Origin of the sequence: Mesobacillus subterraneus (assembly GCF_003937825.1) — a bacterium.
GTDB classification, from domain to species: Bacteria; Bacillota; Bacilli; order Bacillales; family Cytobacillaceae; genus Mesobacillus; species Mesobacillus subterraneus.
In genome coordinates this window covers 37,008-52,748 of sequence record NZ_RSFW01000009.1, presented here as the reverse complement: position 1 = coordinate 52,748, position 15,741 = coordinate 37,008, and the positions used below count along the sequence as shown (strand labels likewise).

The window sequence follows — 15,741 nt, the reverse complement described above, 5'->3', positions numbered from 1 at the left end:
GTGATCGAAATGGGTCATAGAGTAAATCGTGTTGGGGAACAAATGAAAAAAGAACTTGGCGATATCATCAGCCGCAAAATTAAAGATCCGCGAGTGGGTTTCGTTACAGTGACCGATGTTCAGGTAACGGGAGACCTTCAGCAGGCAAAAGTGTATATTTCTGTTTTAGGTGACGAAGAACAGAGGGAAAACACCCTTAAGGGACTTGCGAAAGCAAAGGGATTTATCAGGACAGAAATTGGCCAAAGAATCCGCTTAAGAAAAACGCCTGAACTGATCTTTGAGTTTGATGAAACAATGGCATATGGAAACCGCATCAATTCATTGATTCACGAATTGCACAGGGATGAAGAGCCAGCTAATGAAGAACAGGACAAAGAAACGGATTAAGGACTCTTAATTCGATATGGAAAGATGGATAGACATATTGTCTATCCATTTTTTTCAATTGGATTACTGCCAACTGCTCCTCAGTTGAGCAGTGCTTCAACGTTATGCTATACATAAAAAAACGAGGGGGCCAGGACATGGAAGGGATTTTGCCACTGCTAAAACCAGCAGGGATGACCTCGCATGACTGTGTTTTTAAACTCAAGAAGCTATTGAGGACAAAGAAAGTAGGCCATACCGGTACTCTGGATCCGGATGTGACGGGGGTACTGCCAATATGTGTGGGCAAAGCAACAAAAATTGCAGAATACATAACGGATGCTGGGAAGGCTTATGAAGGTGAAGTAACACTAGGGTTTACAACTACAACAGAAGATGCTTCAGGAGACAAGGTTGAAGAAATGCCGGTAGACCGCGCGATAACTAGAGAGGAAGTAGAAATGGTCCTCCGCTCACTGACGGGTGAGATCGAGCAGACTCCGCCAATGTATTCAGCTGTGAAGGTAAATGGAAAAAAACTGTATGAATATGCCAGGCAAGGGATTGAAGTGGAACGACCTTCCAGAAAGGTCACCATTTACGATATTGAACTTTTGGATGATCGTGAGAGATTCGAAGGTGAGCAAGTGAGTTTTAAATTCAGGGTCTCTTGCAGCAAAGGAACATATATCCGGACCCTGGCCGTGACAATCGGTGAGAAATTGGGCTATCCGGCACATATGTCATCACTCGTCAGGATTCAATCAGCCGGGTTTTCACTGGAGGATTGCTTTACTTTTGAACAGCTTGAAACCATGGTTGAAGAGGGCACAATCGACGATGCCCTGCAGCCGTTGGAAGCTGGTATTTCTTATTTGCCGAAATATCGCATTAATGATAAAGTAGCAGAGAAAGTGAAAAACGGGGCACGGCTTATGATACCGGAGGATTTAAAGGATATAAGCGGGCCGATTGCAGTTGAAACAGAAGACGGAAAAGCGCTCGCCATTTACAGGGCTCATCCTGAGAAAGCCGGCATGATGAAGCCTGATAAAGTATTAAGAAATGATCAATAAGGTTCATGATCGATTGCCCTGGAGGCATTCGATTCTTGTTAAAACCATTAAGAGCAGCTGGGCCAGAAAAGGTGAGTTGAAATCGTGGAATTGATTAAGCTAAACCATCCTCATGATTATAAAAAAACTGATTTTCCTGAAATGACCATGGCACTTGGATACTTCGATGGTGTCCATCTTGGGCATCAGCAGGTAATCATGGAAGCGAAGAAGACAGCGGATTCAAAGGGAATCAAGAGCGCTGTCATGACATTTGATCCGCATCCTTCAGTCGTGCTTGGGAAAAGCGTAAAGCATATAGAGTATATTACTCCGCTGGATGAAAAAGCGAGGGTTATAGAAAGGATCGGTGTGGATTATCTGTTTGTCATCCATTTCACAACCGAATTTTCCAGTTTGCTGCCACAGGAATTCATTGACCAATATATTATTGGTTTGAATGTGAAGCATGTTGTGGCAGGGTTTGACTATTCTTATGGAAAAATGGGCAAAGGGACAATGGAGACCATCCAGTTCCATTCGCGAAACCAATTTGATTTTACAGTCATTTCAAAACTTGCAACACCGGAAGAGATAAAAATAAGTTCAACATTGATCCGTTCTCAGCTCAGGGAAGGAAAGATGGATGCCATGCCCGGACTCCTCGGAAGATACTACACTACACAGGGAACAGTCGTGAATGGAGAGCGACGGGGAAGGACCATTGGCTTTCCGACTGCAAATGTGCTGGTGGATGACCAGTACATCCTGCCGCCGACAGGTGTTTATGCTGTCCGCATCGAAATTGACGGGGCATGGAATGATGGGGTGTGCAATGTCGGCTATAAACCGACCTTCCACAAAGAGAAGAAGGACAAACCTTCTACCGAGGTGCATATATTCGATTTCAATGATGATATTTATGGTAAACAAGTGAAGGTGGAGTGGCATAAGCATTTGAGGAATGAGCGGAAATTCGAGGGTATTCAGCAGCTTGTTGCCCAAATTGAAAAGGATAAGCAGGAAGCCATGTTATACTTTGAAAAAAACAAGGGTTAGACTTGCTTTTTGTCGTAAAAAGTTGTATTCTTATTAACGTATTAAAAAGAACCTTTGCTTGGCAAGTCGAGTCACCGACGCTTGCTCGGTAACAGGGGATTACAATAATGGAGGTGAACACGGATGGCAATCACTAAAGCACGTAAAAACGAACTGATCAACGAATTCAAGACTCACGAAAGTGATACTGGATCTCCAGAAGTTCAAATCGCTGTCCTTACTGAAGAAATTAACACATTGAACGAGCACTTGCGCGCTCACAAGAAGGACCACCACTCACGTCGCGGTCTTCTTAAAATGGTAGGTAAGCGTCGTAACCTTTTGACTTACCTTCGTAACAAGGACGTTTCTCGTTACCGCGAGTTAATCAACAAGCTTGGTCTACGTAGATAGTCTGTTAAAGCGGGATTTATCCCGCTTTTTTATTAGGCAAAAATTTTGTTAAGTACATAGATATGAAGCGCTCCTTTTTTGAGCATAATATAACATAAAAGACTTTTTATATTCATTTAACTGAAACATACCGTGAACAACAGCCCTTACGGGGGACAAGCCTTTTCAGGAATGGATGTCCATGGTTTTATTATTCGTTATAAAGGTATATTTGTTATAAGACATGCGTTTGTGCTGTTTTAAATAAATCCCCGGGCAAATCCCGGGTGGAATTGTGGTAGAGAGGGGCTAAAAAAGCATGGAACAAGAAAAACAAAGTTTTTCCTTTGACTGGGCTGGGCGCAAGCTGACAGTCGAAATCGGGCAGCTTGCAAAACAGGCGAATGGCGCCGTCCTTGTCCGTTATGGCGATACAGCTGTCCTAAGTACAGCAACTGCTTCAAAAGAACCGAAGAATCTTGATTTCTTCCCATTGACTGTTAACTATGAAGAGCGTTTATATGCTGTTGGTAAAATCCCTGGCGGCTTTATTAAGCGTGAAGGACGCCCAAGTGAGAAGGCGATCCTGGCGAGCCGTTTGATTGACCGTCCAATCCGTCCGTTATTCGCTGATGGGTTCAGGAACGATGTCCAGGTAATCAGCATCGTCATGAGTGTTGACCAGAACTGTTCATCAGAAATGGCAGCAATGTTCGGTTCTTCCCTGGCGCTATCCGTATCGGATATCCCGTTTGAAGGACCAATCGCAGGCGTCATCGTTGGAAGGGTTGACGGTGAATTCATCATCAATCCATCTGTTGAAGAAACAGAAAAAAGTGATATGCATCTGACAGTAGCTGGCACGATGGATGCCATTAACATGGTTGAAGCCGGTGCTGAAGAAGTTCCTGAGGAAGTTATGCTTGAAGCGATCATGTTTGGTCATGATGAAATCAAGCGCCTGATTGCTTTCCAACAGGAAATTGTCGCTAAGGTCGGCAAAGAAAAAAGAGAAATTAAACTTTTTGAGTTAGATAAAGAGCTGGAAGCTGAAGTTCGTGGAATTTGCGAGCAAGACATGCTTGCTGCGATTCAGGTCCAGGAAAAACATGCGCGTGAAGATGCAATTAAAGAAGTCAAGAATGCTGTCGTGGCCCGTTTTGAAGAACTGGAAGCAGATGACGACAAGCTTAAGCAAGTAAAACAAATCCTTGATAAAATCGTTAAGGGCGAAGTACGCCGACTGATCACTGAAGAGAAAGTCCGTCCTGACGGCCGGGGCGCAGACGAAATCCGTCCGCTTTCTTCTGAAGTTGGTCTCCTCCCAAGAACTCACGGTTCAGGGTTATTCACAAGAGGCCAGACGCAAGCGCTCAGCATTTGTACATTAGGTGCAATGGGAGATGTCCAAATTCTGGATGGGCTTGGAATCGAAGAAGAAAAGCGCTTCATGCACCATTACAACTTCCCGTTATTCTCTGTAGGTGAAACTGGGCCGATCCGAGGACCAGGCCGCAGGGAGATCGGTCACGGTGCACTGGGAGAAAGAGCACTTGAGCCAGTTATTCCAAGTGAAAAAGATTTCCCATATACAGTCCGCCTTGTTTCCGAGGTGTTGGAATCGAATGGTTCAACTTCCCAGGCTAGTATCTGTGCAAGCACACTTGCTATGATGGATGCGGGTGTTCCAATCAAGGCTCCGGTTGCCGGTATCGCAATGGGTCTTGTCAAATCAGGAGAGCACTATACCATCCTGACTGATATTCAGGGCATGGAAGACCACCTTGGCGATATGGACTTCAAGGTAGCGGGTACTGCCAAGGGTGTAACAGCCCTTCAAATGGATATTAAAATCGAAGGCCTTTCACGTGAGATCCTTGAAGAAGCATTGCAACAGGCGCAAAAAGGCCGCATGCAGATTCTCGAATCCATGATGGCGACAATCCAGGAGCCGCGCGGCCAGCTTTCCAAGTATGCTCCGAAGATCATCACGATGACAATCAATCCGGATAAAATTCGCGATGTCATTGGACCAAGCGGCAAGCAAATCAATAAAATCATTGAAGAAACTGGCGTAAAAATTGATATCGAGCAAGACGGTACAGTTTTCATCGCGTCAGTTGATCAAGAGATGAACGAAAAGGCTAAGAAAATCATCGAAGACATCGTCCGTGAAGTTGAAGTTGGGCAAATGTATCTTGGTAAAGTACGCCGTATCGAAAAGTTCGGTGCGTTTGTCGAAATCTTCCCAGGAAAAGATGGTTTGGTTCATATATCCGAGCTTGCTGAAGAGCGGGTAGGAAAAGTCGAAGATGTCCTGAAGCTTGGAGATGAGCTCCTTGTAAAGGTAACTGAAATCGACAAACAAGGAAGAGTGAATCTTTCTCGCAAAGCAGTCCTTAAAGAACAGCGGGAAAAGGCTGAAAAGCAATAAGTTTTATAACAAAGAGGCTGTCAAAGAGGTTAATGAAAACCTTTTTTGACAGCCTCTTTTTTTTAGGCTGTTTTTCGTAAACGTTGTTCCTGGCTAAGCCAGTCACTTTTCATATTATTAATAACCATGCAACGTCTCTCGTTCTACCTTGTCCTTTGCTTTCATAAAGTAAAATAGGCCCTTCACGATGGAATTTTTTTTGGTGGGAATGCTCACTTAGTCATTTCAATTGAGCGCCTTAATAAAGAGGAGGTAAATGAATATGAGAAAGATTGTATTGATTTCAGCACTGTTGATCGGCGCCTGGCTCACAGTGAATAATCCATTTTCCCATACATATGTTACAGGACTGAAGACAGAGACAATGCCAGTTGCCGGGCAAGAACATTCGTTGATTGCTGAAATTGAAACAAAGGGGAAGGAATATGAAGTCGAACCTTCTAATGCCAGGAAGGATCCGGTATGGAAGCTGATCCCAGGCTATAATGGACTAAAGATCGATGTAAAAGCATCTCATGAAAAGATGAAAAAGGATGGAAAATTTGATCCGGATAAACTTGTCTATCAGGAAGTGTCACCTGAAGTGCATTTAAGTGATTTACCTCCTATGGCAATCTACAAAGGACATCCGGAAAAACCGATGGTCAGCTTCATCATCAACGTTGCCTGGGGAAACGAGTACCTGTCAGGCATGCTGGCTACGCTGAAAAAACATAATGTCAAAGCGAGTTTTTTCCTTGAGGGAAGATGGGTAAAAAATAACCCGGGACTGGCAAAAATGATTGCCGATGCAGGGCATGAGTTAGGGAATCATTCCTTTACACACCCTAACATGAAACAGCTATCCGCACCGGCGATCAACGAAGAAATCCGGAAAACGAACGAAGTGATCGAGGCGGTAACAGGAGCGCAGACAAAGTGGTTCGCTCCGCCAAGTGGATACTACAAGGACGAAGTGGTCGAAATAGCGGCTGCACATAAGTTGGGAACCGTCATGTGGAGTGTGGATACAATCGATTGGCAAAAACCATCGCCTGAAAAGTTAATCAACAGGGTCATGGGGAAAGTCCATAATGGGGCGTTGATCCTAATGCATCCAACAGAGTCAACGGCTGCTTCTCTAGACCAGTTAATTACACAAATCAAAGGGAAGGAATTGCAAATCGGCACTGTATCGGATATGTTGAGTGAAAAAAGGGTAATGTCAAAAAAGATGCAAGAATAGCATTGTATTTGGAAAAAGTAAGTTAAATGGACTATACTTAGTAAATGCAGTATTTTTAGCAGCAGGTTCCAGAGGAGGAATATAATTGATAAAGAAATATACATGCCAAAACGGTGTAAGAATCGTACTAGAACAAATACCAACTGTCCGGTCGGTTGCGATCGGTGTATGGATCGGTACGGGCTCCCGTAATGAAAACCCCGAAAATAATGGGATTTCCCATTTCCTTGAGCATATGTTCTTTAAAGGGACCAAAACAAGGTCTGCAAGGGAGATTGCCGAATCCTTCGACAGCATTGGCGGCCAGGTCAACGCTTTTACTTCGAAAGAATACACTTGCTATTACGCAAAAGTTTTAGATAATCATGCCCATTTTGCGCTGGAAGTATTGGCAGATATGTTCTTTCATTCAACATTTGATTCAGAAGAGCTGAATAAGGAAAAAAATGTTGTGAATGAAGAAATCAAGATGTATGAGGATACTCCTGATGATATCGTCCACGATTTGCTTAGTCAGGCAATTTACGGAGACCACCCGCTAGGTTATCCGATCCTTGGGACAGAAGAAACGCTCCAGAGCTTTACAGGGGAAAAGCTGACACAGTATATGCATGAAACCTATACACCTGAAAATGTCGTTATTTCCATTGCCGGTAATGTGCCAGAGTCATTCATTAAGAATGCTGAGGAGTTCTTTGGTTCATACGAAGCGAGCAAAGAGAGTATCAATCATGTCAAACCGGAGTTCCATGCGAAGCATGTATCCCGCAAGAAGGAAACAGAGCAAGCACATCTGTGCCTTGGGTTTGAAGGTTTGCAAATCGGCCATAAGGATGTCTACAGCTTGATTGTGTTAAACAACGTGCTGGGAGGCAGCATGAGCAGCCGTCTGTTCCAGGACGTCCGTGAGCAGCGTGGTCTCGCTTACTCAGTCTTTTCCTACCATTCTGCCTACCAGGACAGTGGAATTGTAACAATATACGGCGGTACTGGTGCAAACCAGCTGGATGTACTTTACGAAACAATCCAGGAAACACTTAGCACGCTGAGAGCTGAGGGAATCACTGAAAAAGAACTCAACAACAGCAAGGAACAGCTGAAAGGCAGCCTGATGCTGAGTCTGGAAAGCACAAACAGCCGGATGAGCCGGAACGGAAAAAATGAATTGCTTCTTCGAAGACACAGGTCGCTTGACGAGATTGTGGAACAGATCGATCAGGTAACCAAGAACAGTGTAGATACAATGGCAAATAATATCTTTACCGATAATTTCTCCGTGTCATTGATCAGCCCAAGTGGCGAATTGCCAAAAATATAGAAAATGGACAGCAGCTGAAAAGCTGCTGTTTTTATTTTTTGCTCTGTTAAATTTGGCTGTTGATTTTCGTTCCAGGCGCTTCGCTTTCCGCGAGGCTGGCGCTGAGCCTCCTCGCCGCCATTGGCGTCTGCGGGGTCTCAGCTGTCCAGCTGATCCCGCAGGAGTCTACGCGCCTTCCACTACAATCAACAGGTGTTAATATCAACATTTTAATTTAACTGAGCCTATTATTTAAGGATTCCAAGCCTGCCAGGCTTTTTTTATTTTGTTGTATTCTAAATCCATCACTTCATAGATACATATAGAATAAGGACAAAGTGACAGGAGGGCATCATGAAATTAAGTGAACTTGGCGGAAAGGAAATCGTCGATGTTAAGAGGGCAGAGCGATTGGGAGTTCTTGGCCAGACCGATCTTGAAATCAATGAAAGGACCGGCCAGATTGAAGCATTGATCATCCCTTCCCTGAAATGGTTTGGGCTGCGCAAACAAGGCGGAGAAGTCCGCGTCCCCTGGAAGCATATCAAAAAGATCGGATCAGACATGATCATTATCGACATACCGGATGAAGAAGAATGAAGCGGGCTGAGAAGCCGGCTTATTTCTTTGCCTCAGGTATTTTAGCGCCGGTATAACTGCCGGCGCTTTTCTTTTATGGAAAACTCACCTATTCCCAGGTCGCTACATATGATGTTGAAGTAGTTCAAATTGATTGAATATAGATTCCAGGATTAATGGAAAAGAAGGTGATTGTTCTCATGCTGACAGGAATGCAAATCGCGATTATCGGCGGTGATGCGAGACAGCTGGAGATTATTCGCAAGCTGACAGAGCTTGATGCAAAACTTTCTTTAATAGGCTTCGAGCAGTTGGACCATGCTTTTACAGGTGCCTCAAAAGAAAAGATAGATGAAGTGGATTTTTCCGTCCAGGATGCATTGATCCTGCCGGTACCAGGAACGAGTCTGGAAGGCCAGGTAGAAACGATTTTTTCCAATGAACGGGTCGTGCTTATAAAGGAAATGCTTGAACGGACTCCCGAGCATTGCACAGTCTATTCAGGCATCAGCAATGCCTATTTGACTGGTATCACGAAGCAGTCGAATCGTAAATTGGTACAGCTTTTCGAGCGGGACGATGTAGCGATTTACAACTCGATCCCGACTGTTGAAGGAACGATCATGATGGCGATTCAGCATACTGATTTTACGATTCACGGTTCACGAGTCTCAGTCCTTGGATTGGGCAGGGTCGGAATGAGTGTTGCGCGGACTTTCCATGCTTTAGGAGCCAAAGTTAAGGTCGGGGCAAGAAAAAGCGAGCATATCGCAAGGATTGCAGAAATGGGGCTTGAACCTTTCCTGCTTTCTGACACTGCGAAGGCTGTCTCAGATACCGACATTTGCATCAACACCATACCTCATCAAATTGTAACAGCATCAGTGATTTCAAGGATGCCAGCTCATACATTGATCATTGACCTTGCATCCAAACCTGGTGGAACGGATTTTCGCTATGCGGAAAAACGTGGGATCAAGGCATTGCTTGCACCTGGACTTCCGGGGATTGTTGCCCCAAAAACGGCAGGCCAAATTTTAGCTAACGTTCTTTCTCAGCTGCTTATGGAAGACTTTTTACACCGAAAGGAGAAAGAAGCATGAATTTACAAGGTAAGAAGATTGGATTTGGATTAACAGGTTCTCATTGTACGTACGATGCTGTCTTTCCTGAAATAGAAAAGTTGGTGAATGCAGGCGCTGAAGTGCTGCCAGTGGTGACGTTCACTGTTAAAAATACAGAAACACGTTTTGGAAAAGGTGAGGATTGGGTACAGCGGATTGAGGAGCTTACAGGCAATAAAGTGATTGATTCGATTGTCAAAGCAGAACCGCTTGGACCGAAGATTCCGCTGGATTGTATGGTCATTGCCCCGCTGACTGGAAACTCGATGAGCAAGTTCGCCAACGCAATGACAGATTCACCTGTCCTGATGGCAGCAAAAGCAACATTAAGGAACCTGAAGCCGGTTGTCCTTGGCATTTCGACAAACGATGCTTTAGGATTGAATGGAATGAATCTGATGAAGTTGATGGCCACCAAGAATATTTACATGATACCATTTGGCCAGGATGATCCGGTCAAGAAGCCAAATTCGATGGTGGCGAGGATGGGACTGCTTTCAGAAACCATCGTTGCGGCTATGGAGGGCAAACAGATCCAGCCAGTCCTGGTGGAACGATACAAAGATAACTAACGTTTTAGAGTACACTGCTTTTCATAGAGAAGTCCTGCCGGCAGGGTCTCATAGAGCCTTGAGCCAAAAATGATGAAGGAACAATGCAGCCGTTGAGAACGATTAGCTCGCATAAACAAAGCCCTATTTTAAGCTGGAAACGCTTTTCTCCGGCAGTGAAGCAAAATGTTTCTTTCCTTAATGTTTGATTATGATAAAATATAGGATAATATACAAGGCGGTTTTATAATTTGAACCGCCGTTTTATACTTATGTTTATAACAACCCAGCAAAATAAGGGGATATCAAAACGATAATGGTAGTGGAAGGGGAAACAGCAATGTCAGAGAGAAAAGGTTACCGTGTAGCAGTTGTAGGAGCAACAGGAGCAGTAGGGCAGCAGATGATTCAGACGCTTGAAAGCAGGGACTTCCCTGTGTCAGAGCTTTTATTGCTGTCATCTGCAAGATCAGCTGGTACGAAGGTACAGTATAAAGGGGAAGAACTAACTGTCCTGGAGGCAAAACCAGAGAGCTTCGAAGGTGTGGATATTGCGCTGTTCAGCGCAGGCGGCAGCGTATCGAAGGAACTTGCGCCAGAAGCAGTGAAACGTGGTGCGATCGTGGTAGACAATACAAGTGCTTTCAGAATGGATGAAAATACGCCGCTTGTAGTGCCGGAAGTGAATGAGGAAGATTTGCACAACCATAATGGCATCATTGCAAACCCGAACTGCTCTACCATCCAAATGGTCGTTGCTTTGGAACCTTTACGCAAGAAATACGGACTTGAGAAGATCATTGTCTCGACATACCAGGCAGTATCTGGGGCAGGGGCTGCAGCGATCCAGGAACTTGAAGAACAGACACAGGCTATCCTCAATGGGGAAGAGTATGAACCAAAAGTGCTGCCAGTAAAATCAGGTGAAAAGCATTACCAGATCGCTTTCAATGCCATTCCGCAAATCGATACTTTCGTAGATAATGGATTTACGTACGAAGAAATGAAAATGATTAATGAAACAAAGAAAATCATGCACATGCCTGAGCTTCAGGTTGCCGCTACATGTGTGCGCCTGCCTGTAGGCACAGGACACTCTGAGTCATTATATTTTGAGGTTGGCCAGGGCGGAGTATCTGCAGCAGAAGTGAAAGAACTGATGGCGGATGCGCCGGGAGTAGTTCTCCAGGACGACCCAGAACAGCAGCTATACCCGATGCCTGCATTCTGCGTCGGTAAAAATGATGTATTTGTCGGCAGAATCAGGAAGGACCTGGATAACGATAACGGATTCCATATGTGGGTCGTTTCCGACAACCTTCTGAAGGGCGCAGCATGGAACTCGGTCCAGATTGCTGAAAGTCTTGTGAAGCTGGGCCTTGTAAAATAAAAGCAAACATGATCTAAGACAGAATTTCTGAGGTGTTACGATGAAAATTATCGTTCAAAAATTTGGCGGCACTTCAGTGCGTGACGAGCAAAGCCGCAGCCACGCCATGAGCCATATTAAAAATGCGATTACTGATGGATACAAAGCGGTTGTAGTTGTCTCGGCAATGGGAAGGAAGGGTGATCCGTACGCAACGGACACTCTTCTTAGCCTGATTGGCGGCAGTGACAGCAAAATCAGCAAGCGTGAACATGATCTATTGCTCTCTTGCGGCGAAACGATTTCAAGTGTTGTGTTTACCAATATGCTGCTTGAAAACGGGATCAACGCGACAGCTCTTACCGGGGCACAAGCTGGATTCAGAACGAACAGCGAGCACACAAATGCCAGGATCCTCGACATGAAATGCGACCGCCTTCTGAGAGAGCTTGAGCAGGTTGACGTTGTGGTCGTTGCCGGTTTCCAGGGTGCTGCGAAAAACGGAGACGTGACAACAATCGGCAGAGGAGGCAGCGATACCTCCGCAGCAGCACTAGGAGCGGCTCTTAATGCGGAATGGATTGATATTTTCACAGATGTGGAAGGGATCATGACCGCCGACCCGCGCATTGCCGAAAATGCGAGACCGTTATCAGTCGTTACCTATACGGAAGTATGCAATATGGCCTATCAGGGGGCAAAAGTCATCCATCCGCGAGCCGTAGAAATTGCCATGCAGGCAAAAGTGCCAATCCGGATTAGGTCGACTTATTCTGAAAGCCTTGGCACACTCGTCACAACACTGAACCGCGAGAACAAAGGAACAGATATCAAGGAGCGCCCTGTTACTGGAATTGCACATGTATCGAATGTCAGCCAGATTAAGGTGTTCGCAAAGAAAGATCAATATAACCTGCAATCTGAAGTTTTCAAAGCGATGGCCAATGAAAATATCAGCGTGGATTTCATCAATATCTCACCAAACGGAGTCGTTTACACCGTTTCAGACGAAATGACCGACCGTGCAGTAAAGGTCCTTGAGGGATTGGGACATATCCCGCAAATAGAGCGGAACTGTGCCAAGGTATCCGTTGTTGGTGCCGGTATGGCTGGAGTCCCAGGTGTCACTTCGAAGATCGTGACGGCATTGTCTGAAAAAGGAATCCGTATCCTGCAATCAGCTGACAGCCATACGACAATCTGGGTCCTTGTAAAGCAAGATGATCTGCGCAAAGCTGTAAATGCGCTGCACGATGCTTTCCAGCTCGAGGAAGAAACAGTCGAATTCGAGCGACATGATATTTAAATTGATTTAAAGCTTCCCAGCGACTGCCTGGCGAAGCCGGAAATAAGAGGAGTGAACAGGAATGGTTCAATTCGGAAGAGTATCTACAGCAATGGTGACCCCTTTTGACCACAAAGGTCACATTGACTTCGCAAAAACTACCCAGCTAATCAACCATTTAATCGATAATGGAACAGATTCCCTTGTAGTCGCCGGGACTACTGGAGAATCTCCAACTCTTTCTAAAGAAGAAAAGCTGGCATTATTCCAGCATGTAGTGAAGGTGGTTGATAAGCGCGTCCCTGTCATCGCAGGAACAGGCAGCAACAACACCTATGCTACCATCGAACTGACGAAAAAAGCAGAGCAGATCGGCGTGGATGCCATCATGATCGTTGCGCCATACTACAACAAGCCGAACCAGGAAGGCCTCTACCAGCACTTCAAAGCTGCTGCAGAAGCAACATCGCTTCCGGTAATGGTCTACAACATCCCTGGGAGATCTGTTGTTAACATCCAGCCTGAAACAATCATTAAGCTGGCTGAAATACCGAATATCGTCGCGGTAAAAGAAGCGAGCGGAGATTTGAACGCGATGACGAAAATCCTTGCCAACACACCAGATGACTTCCTTCTTTACAGTGGTGATGACGGCCTGACACTTCCGGTTCTTGCGATCGGCGGAGCAGGAATCGTATCCGTCGCGTCCCACGTGATTGGAAATGAGATGCAGGCAATGGTCGAAGCCTTCTTCAGCGGAAGAAACGAAGACGCTGCCAAACTTCATCAGCGTTTGCTCCCGATCATGGAAGGACTCTTCGCAGCTCCAAGTCCGGGACCTGTTAAAACCGCTTTGCAGCTAAAAGGACTGGATGTCGGATCCGTACGCCTGCCAATGGTGCCTCTGACAGAACAGGAAAGAACTGCAGTAGCAAATCTATTCAAATAAATCATTGCAAGGCCAGCCTTTGAGGGCTGGCCTTTATTTATTCTTTATACCTTCGTGAAAATCAGAGAGATGAACGAAGTTAAAAAAGAAATGTTAATAGGAAATGGCCTGCTTTATTAAATATATCGACCACTTCCGCGATAATACCAACCAAGAGCAATTTCCACTGTACATTAGTTGGGTAAACCCACCCAACCACCATGCCCAGCGCCCGCCAATTCCGTAACTCTCCGCTCGGAAGTCATTGGAAATCATCATAAAGAATAAAGTTGTAAAGATTTTCTGTCATCAAGTATAATGATTTTAACTGGTCACGGTCGGCATATATCAACATAGGAGGAACATAGTCTTGAAAACGGAGAATACTGAAAATATAAAAATCATCGCGCTTGGTGGCGTTGGGGAAGTCGGCAAGAATATGTATGTCACCGAAGTGGACGGAGATCTATTTGTTGTGGACGCGGGGCTGATGTTCCCTGAGGATGAGATGCTGGGGATCGACATTGTCATTCCTGATATCACCTATTTAAAATCTAACAGTGACAGGGTTAAGGCCATTTTTCTGACACATGGACATGAAGACCATATGGGGGCACTGTCATATGTATTGAGAAAGATCAATGCCCCGGTATACGGCACGAAACTCACGCTCGCACTCGCAAAAGAAAAAATGAAAGAACAGGATTACTCGGGTACGGTGGGTTTTCATGAAGTCAATTCTGACACCGTATTGGACTTTGGCTCGGCTACTGTTTCATTTTTCAAGACCAATCACAGCATCCCGGATTCTGTTGGCGTTAGTATCCATACATCAGAAGGCGCAATTATACATACAGGTGATTTTAAGTTTGACCAGGCAGCCTCGGCACTTTATAAACCTGAAATTGGCAAGATGGCCGCTATTGGAGAAAAGGGTGTCCTCTGTTTGCTGTCAGATAGCACTGATGCAGAAAAACCGGGTTACACGCCTTCTGAATCGGTGGTGGTAGAGGAACTTTCCAACGTATTCTATAATGCCCCAGGCAGAATAATCGCAGCCTGCTTCGCTTCTGATTTAAACAGGATTCAACATCTGTTCGACAGTGCGGCTGCAAACGGGCGTAAGGTGGCTGTAGTTGGAAAAAGCCTTAAGCGAGTTTACGACATCGCTCTCGAACTGGGCTACTTAATGGTAGAAGAAGACCTCATTATCCCTGTTGCCGATATTAAAAGCTTATCAGATGATGAAGTTGTCATTTTAACAACAGGCAGCCAGGGAGAGCCAATTGAAGCGCTGCAAAAAATGGCTAAACAATCACATCCGCAGGTTAATATTAAGGAAGGCGACACAGTTTTGATTGCGGCTTCACCATTAAAGGGAAGCGAAGTTTTCATCTATAAAACCATTGATATGCTGTACCGTGCAGGAGCAACAGTTGTTTCGAGCAAAAGAAGTGTCCAGGTTTCAAGCCATGGCAGCCAGGAAGAATTGAAGTTCATGATCAATCTGATGAACCCTAAATTCTTCATCCCGGTTCATGGTGAATACAAGATGCTGAAAGCTCACAAGAAAGTTGCACTCTCTTGCGGAATACCTGAAGAGAATATCTACATTCCCGATCGCGGCGATGTCATTGAGATTTCCGGCGGAAAAATGAAGGTAACCGAACGAGTACCGGCCGGAAATACCTTGATTGACGGAATCGGTGTCGGTGATGTAGGCAATATTGTCCTGAGAGATCGGAGACTGCTTTCTCAGGATGGGGTCCTGATCGTTGTGGTGACATTGAACAGGGCAGATAAAAAAATCGTGGCCGGACCAGAAATCATCTCACGCGGATTTGTCTATGTGCGGGAATCCGAGCTGCTAATGGCCGATTCCTCTGCGCTGGTGAGGGAGATTGTTGAAAAGAATGTTTCGAAAGAATCCTTCGACTGGAGCAGCATGAAGCAGGACATCCGGGACTCGCTTCACCAATACCTGTTCGAAAAAACAAAACGGAGACCCATGATCATGCCGATCATCATGGAAGTGAAATAAAATATGAAGCACTGGTGTTCATTGAATGCCTGTGCTTTTTTCTTTGGAGACAA

14 protein-coding genes are annotated in these 15,741 nt (G+C 45.1%); all 14 read left to right on the top strand.

Features of this window, described 5'->3' with window-relative positions; genetic code table 11:
• Positions 1-9 precede the first annotated feature (9 nt).
• The 14 genes from rbfA to EJA10_RS05760 all read left to right on the top strand — a co-directional run bounded on the left by rbfA (position 10) and on the right by EJA10_RS05760 (position 15,688).
• A complete protein-coding gene (gene rbfA / locus EJA10_RS05825) occupies positions 10-390 on the top strand; it encodes a 30S ribosome-binding factor RbfA (RefSeq protein WP_125479075.1) in 381 nt (126 codons plus the stop codon).
• A gap of 137 nt (positions 391-527) precedes the next feature.
• Positions 528-1,445, top strand: coding sequence for a tRNA pseudouridine(55) synthase TruB (truB, locus tag EJA10_RS05820; protein WP_125479074.1), 918 nt, complete (start codon positions 528-530; stop codon positions 1,443-1,445).
• Between the two features lie 84 nt (positions 1,446-1,529).
• Entirely contained in the window at positions 1,530-2,483 is a 954-nt protein-coding gene (gene ribF / locus EJA10_RS05815; protein WP_125479073.1) for a bifunctional riboflavin kinase/FAD synthetase, read from the top strand.
• A gap of 123 nt (positions 2,484-2,606) precedes the next feature.
• A complete protein-coding gene (gene rpsO, locus EJA10_RS05810; RefSeq protein ID WP_125479072.1) occupies positions 2,607-2,876 on the top strand; it encodes a 30S ribosomal protein S15 in 270 nt (89 codons plus the stop codon).
• Between the two features lie 298 nt (positions 2,877-3,174).
• A complete protein-coding gene (pnp, locus tag EJA10_RS05805) occupies positions 3,175-5,289 on the top strand; it encodes a polyribonucleotide nucleotidyltransferase (protein ID WP_125479071.1) in 2,115 nt (704 codons plus the stop codon).
• A gap of 262 nt (positions 5,290-5,551) precedes the next feature.
• Entirely contained in the window at positions 5,552-6,514 is a 963-nt protein-coding gene (locus EJA10_RS05800; protein WP_125479070.1) for a polysaccharide deacetylase family protein, read from the top strand.
• Between the two features lie 85 nt (positions 6,515-6,599).
• On the top strand, positions 6,600-7,832 hold the full coding sequence (locus EJA10_RS05795; RefSeq protein ID WP_125479069.1) for a M16 family metallopeptidase: 1,233 nt from the start codon (positions 6,600-6,602) through the stop codon (positions 7,830-7,832).
• 333 nt (positions 7,833-8,165) lie between these two features.
• A complete protein-coding gene (locus EJA10_RS05790) occupies positions 8,166-8,411 on the top strand; it encodes a YlmC/YmxH family sporulation protein (RefSeq protein WP_125479068.1) in 246 nt (81 codons plus the stop codon).
• 179 nt (positions 8,412-8,590) lie between these two features.
• Positions 8,591-9,493: a dipicolinic acid synthetase subunit A gene (dpaA, locus tag EJA10_RS05785; protein ID WP_125479067.1), complete on the top strand. Its 903-nt coding sequence runs from the start codon at positions 8,591-8,593 to the stop codon at positions 9,491-9,493.
• Positions 9,490-10,086, top strand: coding sequence for a dipicolinate synthase subunit B (locus tag EJA10_RS05780; RefSeq protein ID WP_125479066.1), 597 nt, complete (start codon positions 9,490-9,492; stop codon positions 10,084-10,086). The genes dpaA and EJA10_RS05780 overlap by 4 nt, the downstream gene beginning before the upstream one ends.
• Before the next feature lie 319 nt (positions 10,087-10,405).
• Complete coding sequence (gene asd, locus EJA10_RS05775) at positions 10,406-11,455, top strand: aspartate-semialdehyde dehydrogenase (RefSeq protein ID WP_125479065.1); 1,050 nt, start codon at positions 10,406-10,408, stop codon at positions 11,453-11,455.
• Positions 11,456-11,495: 40 nt separating this feature from the next.
• Positions 11,496-12,740, top strand: a complete 1,245-nt coding sequence (gene dapG / locus EJA10_RS05770; protein WP_125479064.1) for an aspartate kinase — start codon at positions 11,496-11,498, stop codon at positions 12,738-12,740.
• Positions 12,741-12,801: 61 nt separating this feature from the next.
• Positions 12,802-13,668, top strand: a complete 867-nt coding sequence (dapA, locus tag EJA10_RS05765; RefSeq protein ID WP_125479063.1) for a 4-hydroxy-tetrahydrodipicolinate synthase — start codon at positions 12,802-12,804, stop codon at positions 13,666-13,668.
• A gap of 349 nt (positions 13,669-14,017) precedes the next feature.
• Positions 14,018-15,688, top strand: a complete 1,671-nt coding sequence (locus EJA10_RS05760; protein ID WP_211340536.1) for a ribonuclease J — start codon at positions 14,018-14,020, stop codon at positions 15,686-15,688.
• Positions 15,689-15,741: the final 53 nt, after the last annotated feature.

What these genes read in the sequence shown, in the direction of transcription:
- rbfA (WP_125479075.1), top strand. Translation starts at nt 10, where the DNA reads ATGGGTCATAGAGTAAATCGTGTTGGGGAACAAATGAAAAAAGAACTT.
- truB (WP_125479074.1), top strand. Translation starts at nt 528, where the DNA reads ATGGAAGGGATTTTGCCACTGCTAAAACCAGCAGGGATGACCTCGCAT.
- rpsO (WP_125479072.1), top strand. Translation starts at nt 2,607, where the DNA reads ATGGCAATCACTAAAGCACGTAAAAACGAACTGATCAACGAATTCAAG.
- pnp (WP_125479071.1), top strand. Translation starts at nt 3,175, where the DNA reads ATGGAACAAGAAAAACAAAGTTTTTCCTTTGACTGGGCTGGGCGCAAG.
- EJA10_RS05800 (WP_125479070.1), top strand. Translation starts at nt 5,552, where the DNA reads ATGAGAAAGATTGTATTGATTTCAGCACTGTTGATCGGCGCCTGGCTC.
- EJA10_RS05790 (WP_125479068.1), top strand. Translation starts at nt 8,166, where the DNA reads ATGAAATTAAGTGAACTTGGCGGAAAGGAAATCGTCGATGTTAAGAGG.
- dpaA (WP_125479067.1), top strand. Translation starts at nt 8,591, where the DNA reads ATGCTGACAGGAATGCAAATCGCGATTATCGGCGGTGATGCGAGACAG.
- EJA10_RS05780 (WP_125479066.1), top strand. Translation starts at nt 9,490, where the DNA reads ATGAATTTACAAGGTAAGAAGATTGGATTTGGATTAACAGGTTCTCAT.
- asd (WP_125479065.1), top strand. Translation starts at nt 10,406, where the DNA reads ATGTCAGAGAGAAAAGGTTACCGTGTAGCAGTTGTAGGAGCAACAGGA.
- dapG (WP_125479064.1), top strand. Translation starts at nt 11,496, where the DNA reads ATGAAAATTATCGTTCAAAAATTTGGCGGCACTTCAGTGCGTGACGAG.
- dapA (WP_125479063.1), top strand. Translation starts at nt 12,802, where the DNA reads ATGGTTCAATTCGGAAGAGTATCTACAGCAATGGTGACCCCTTTTGAC.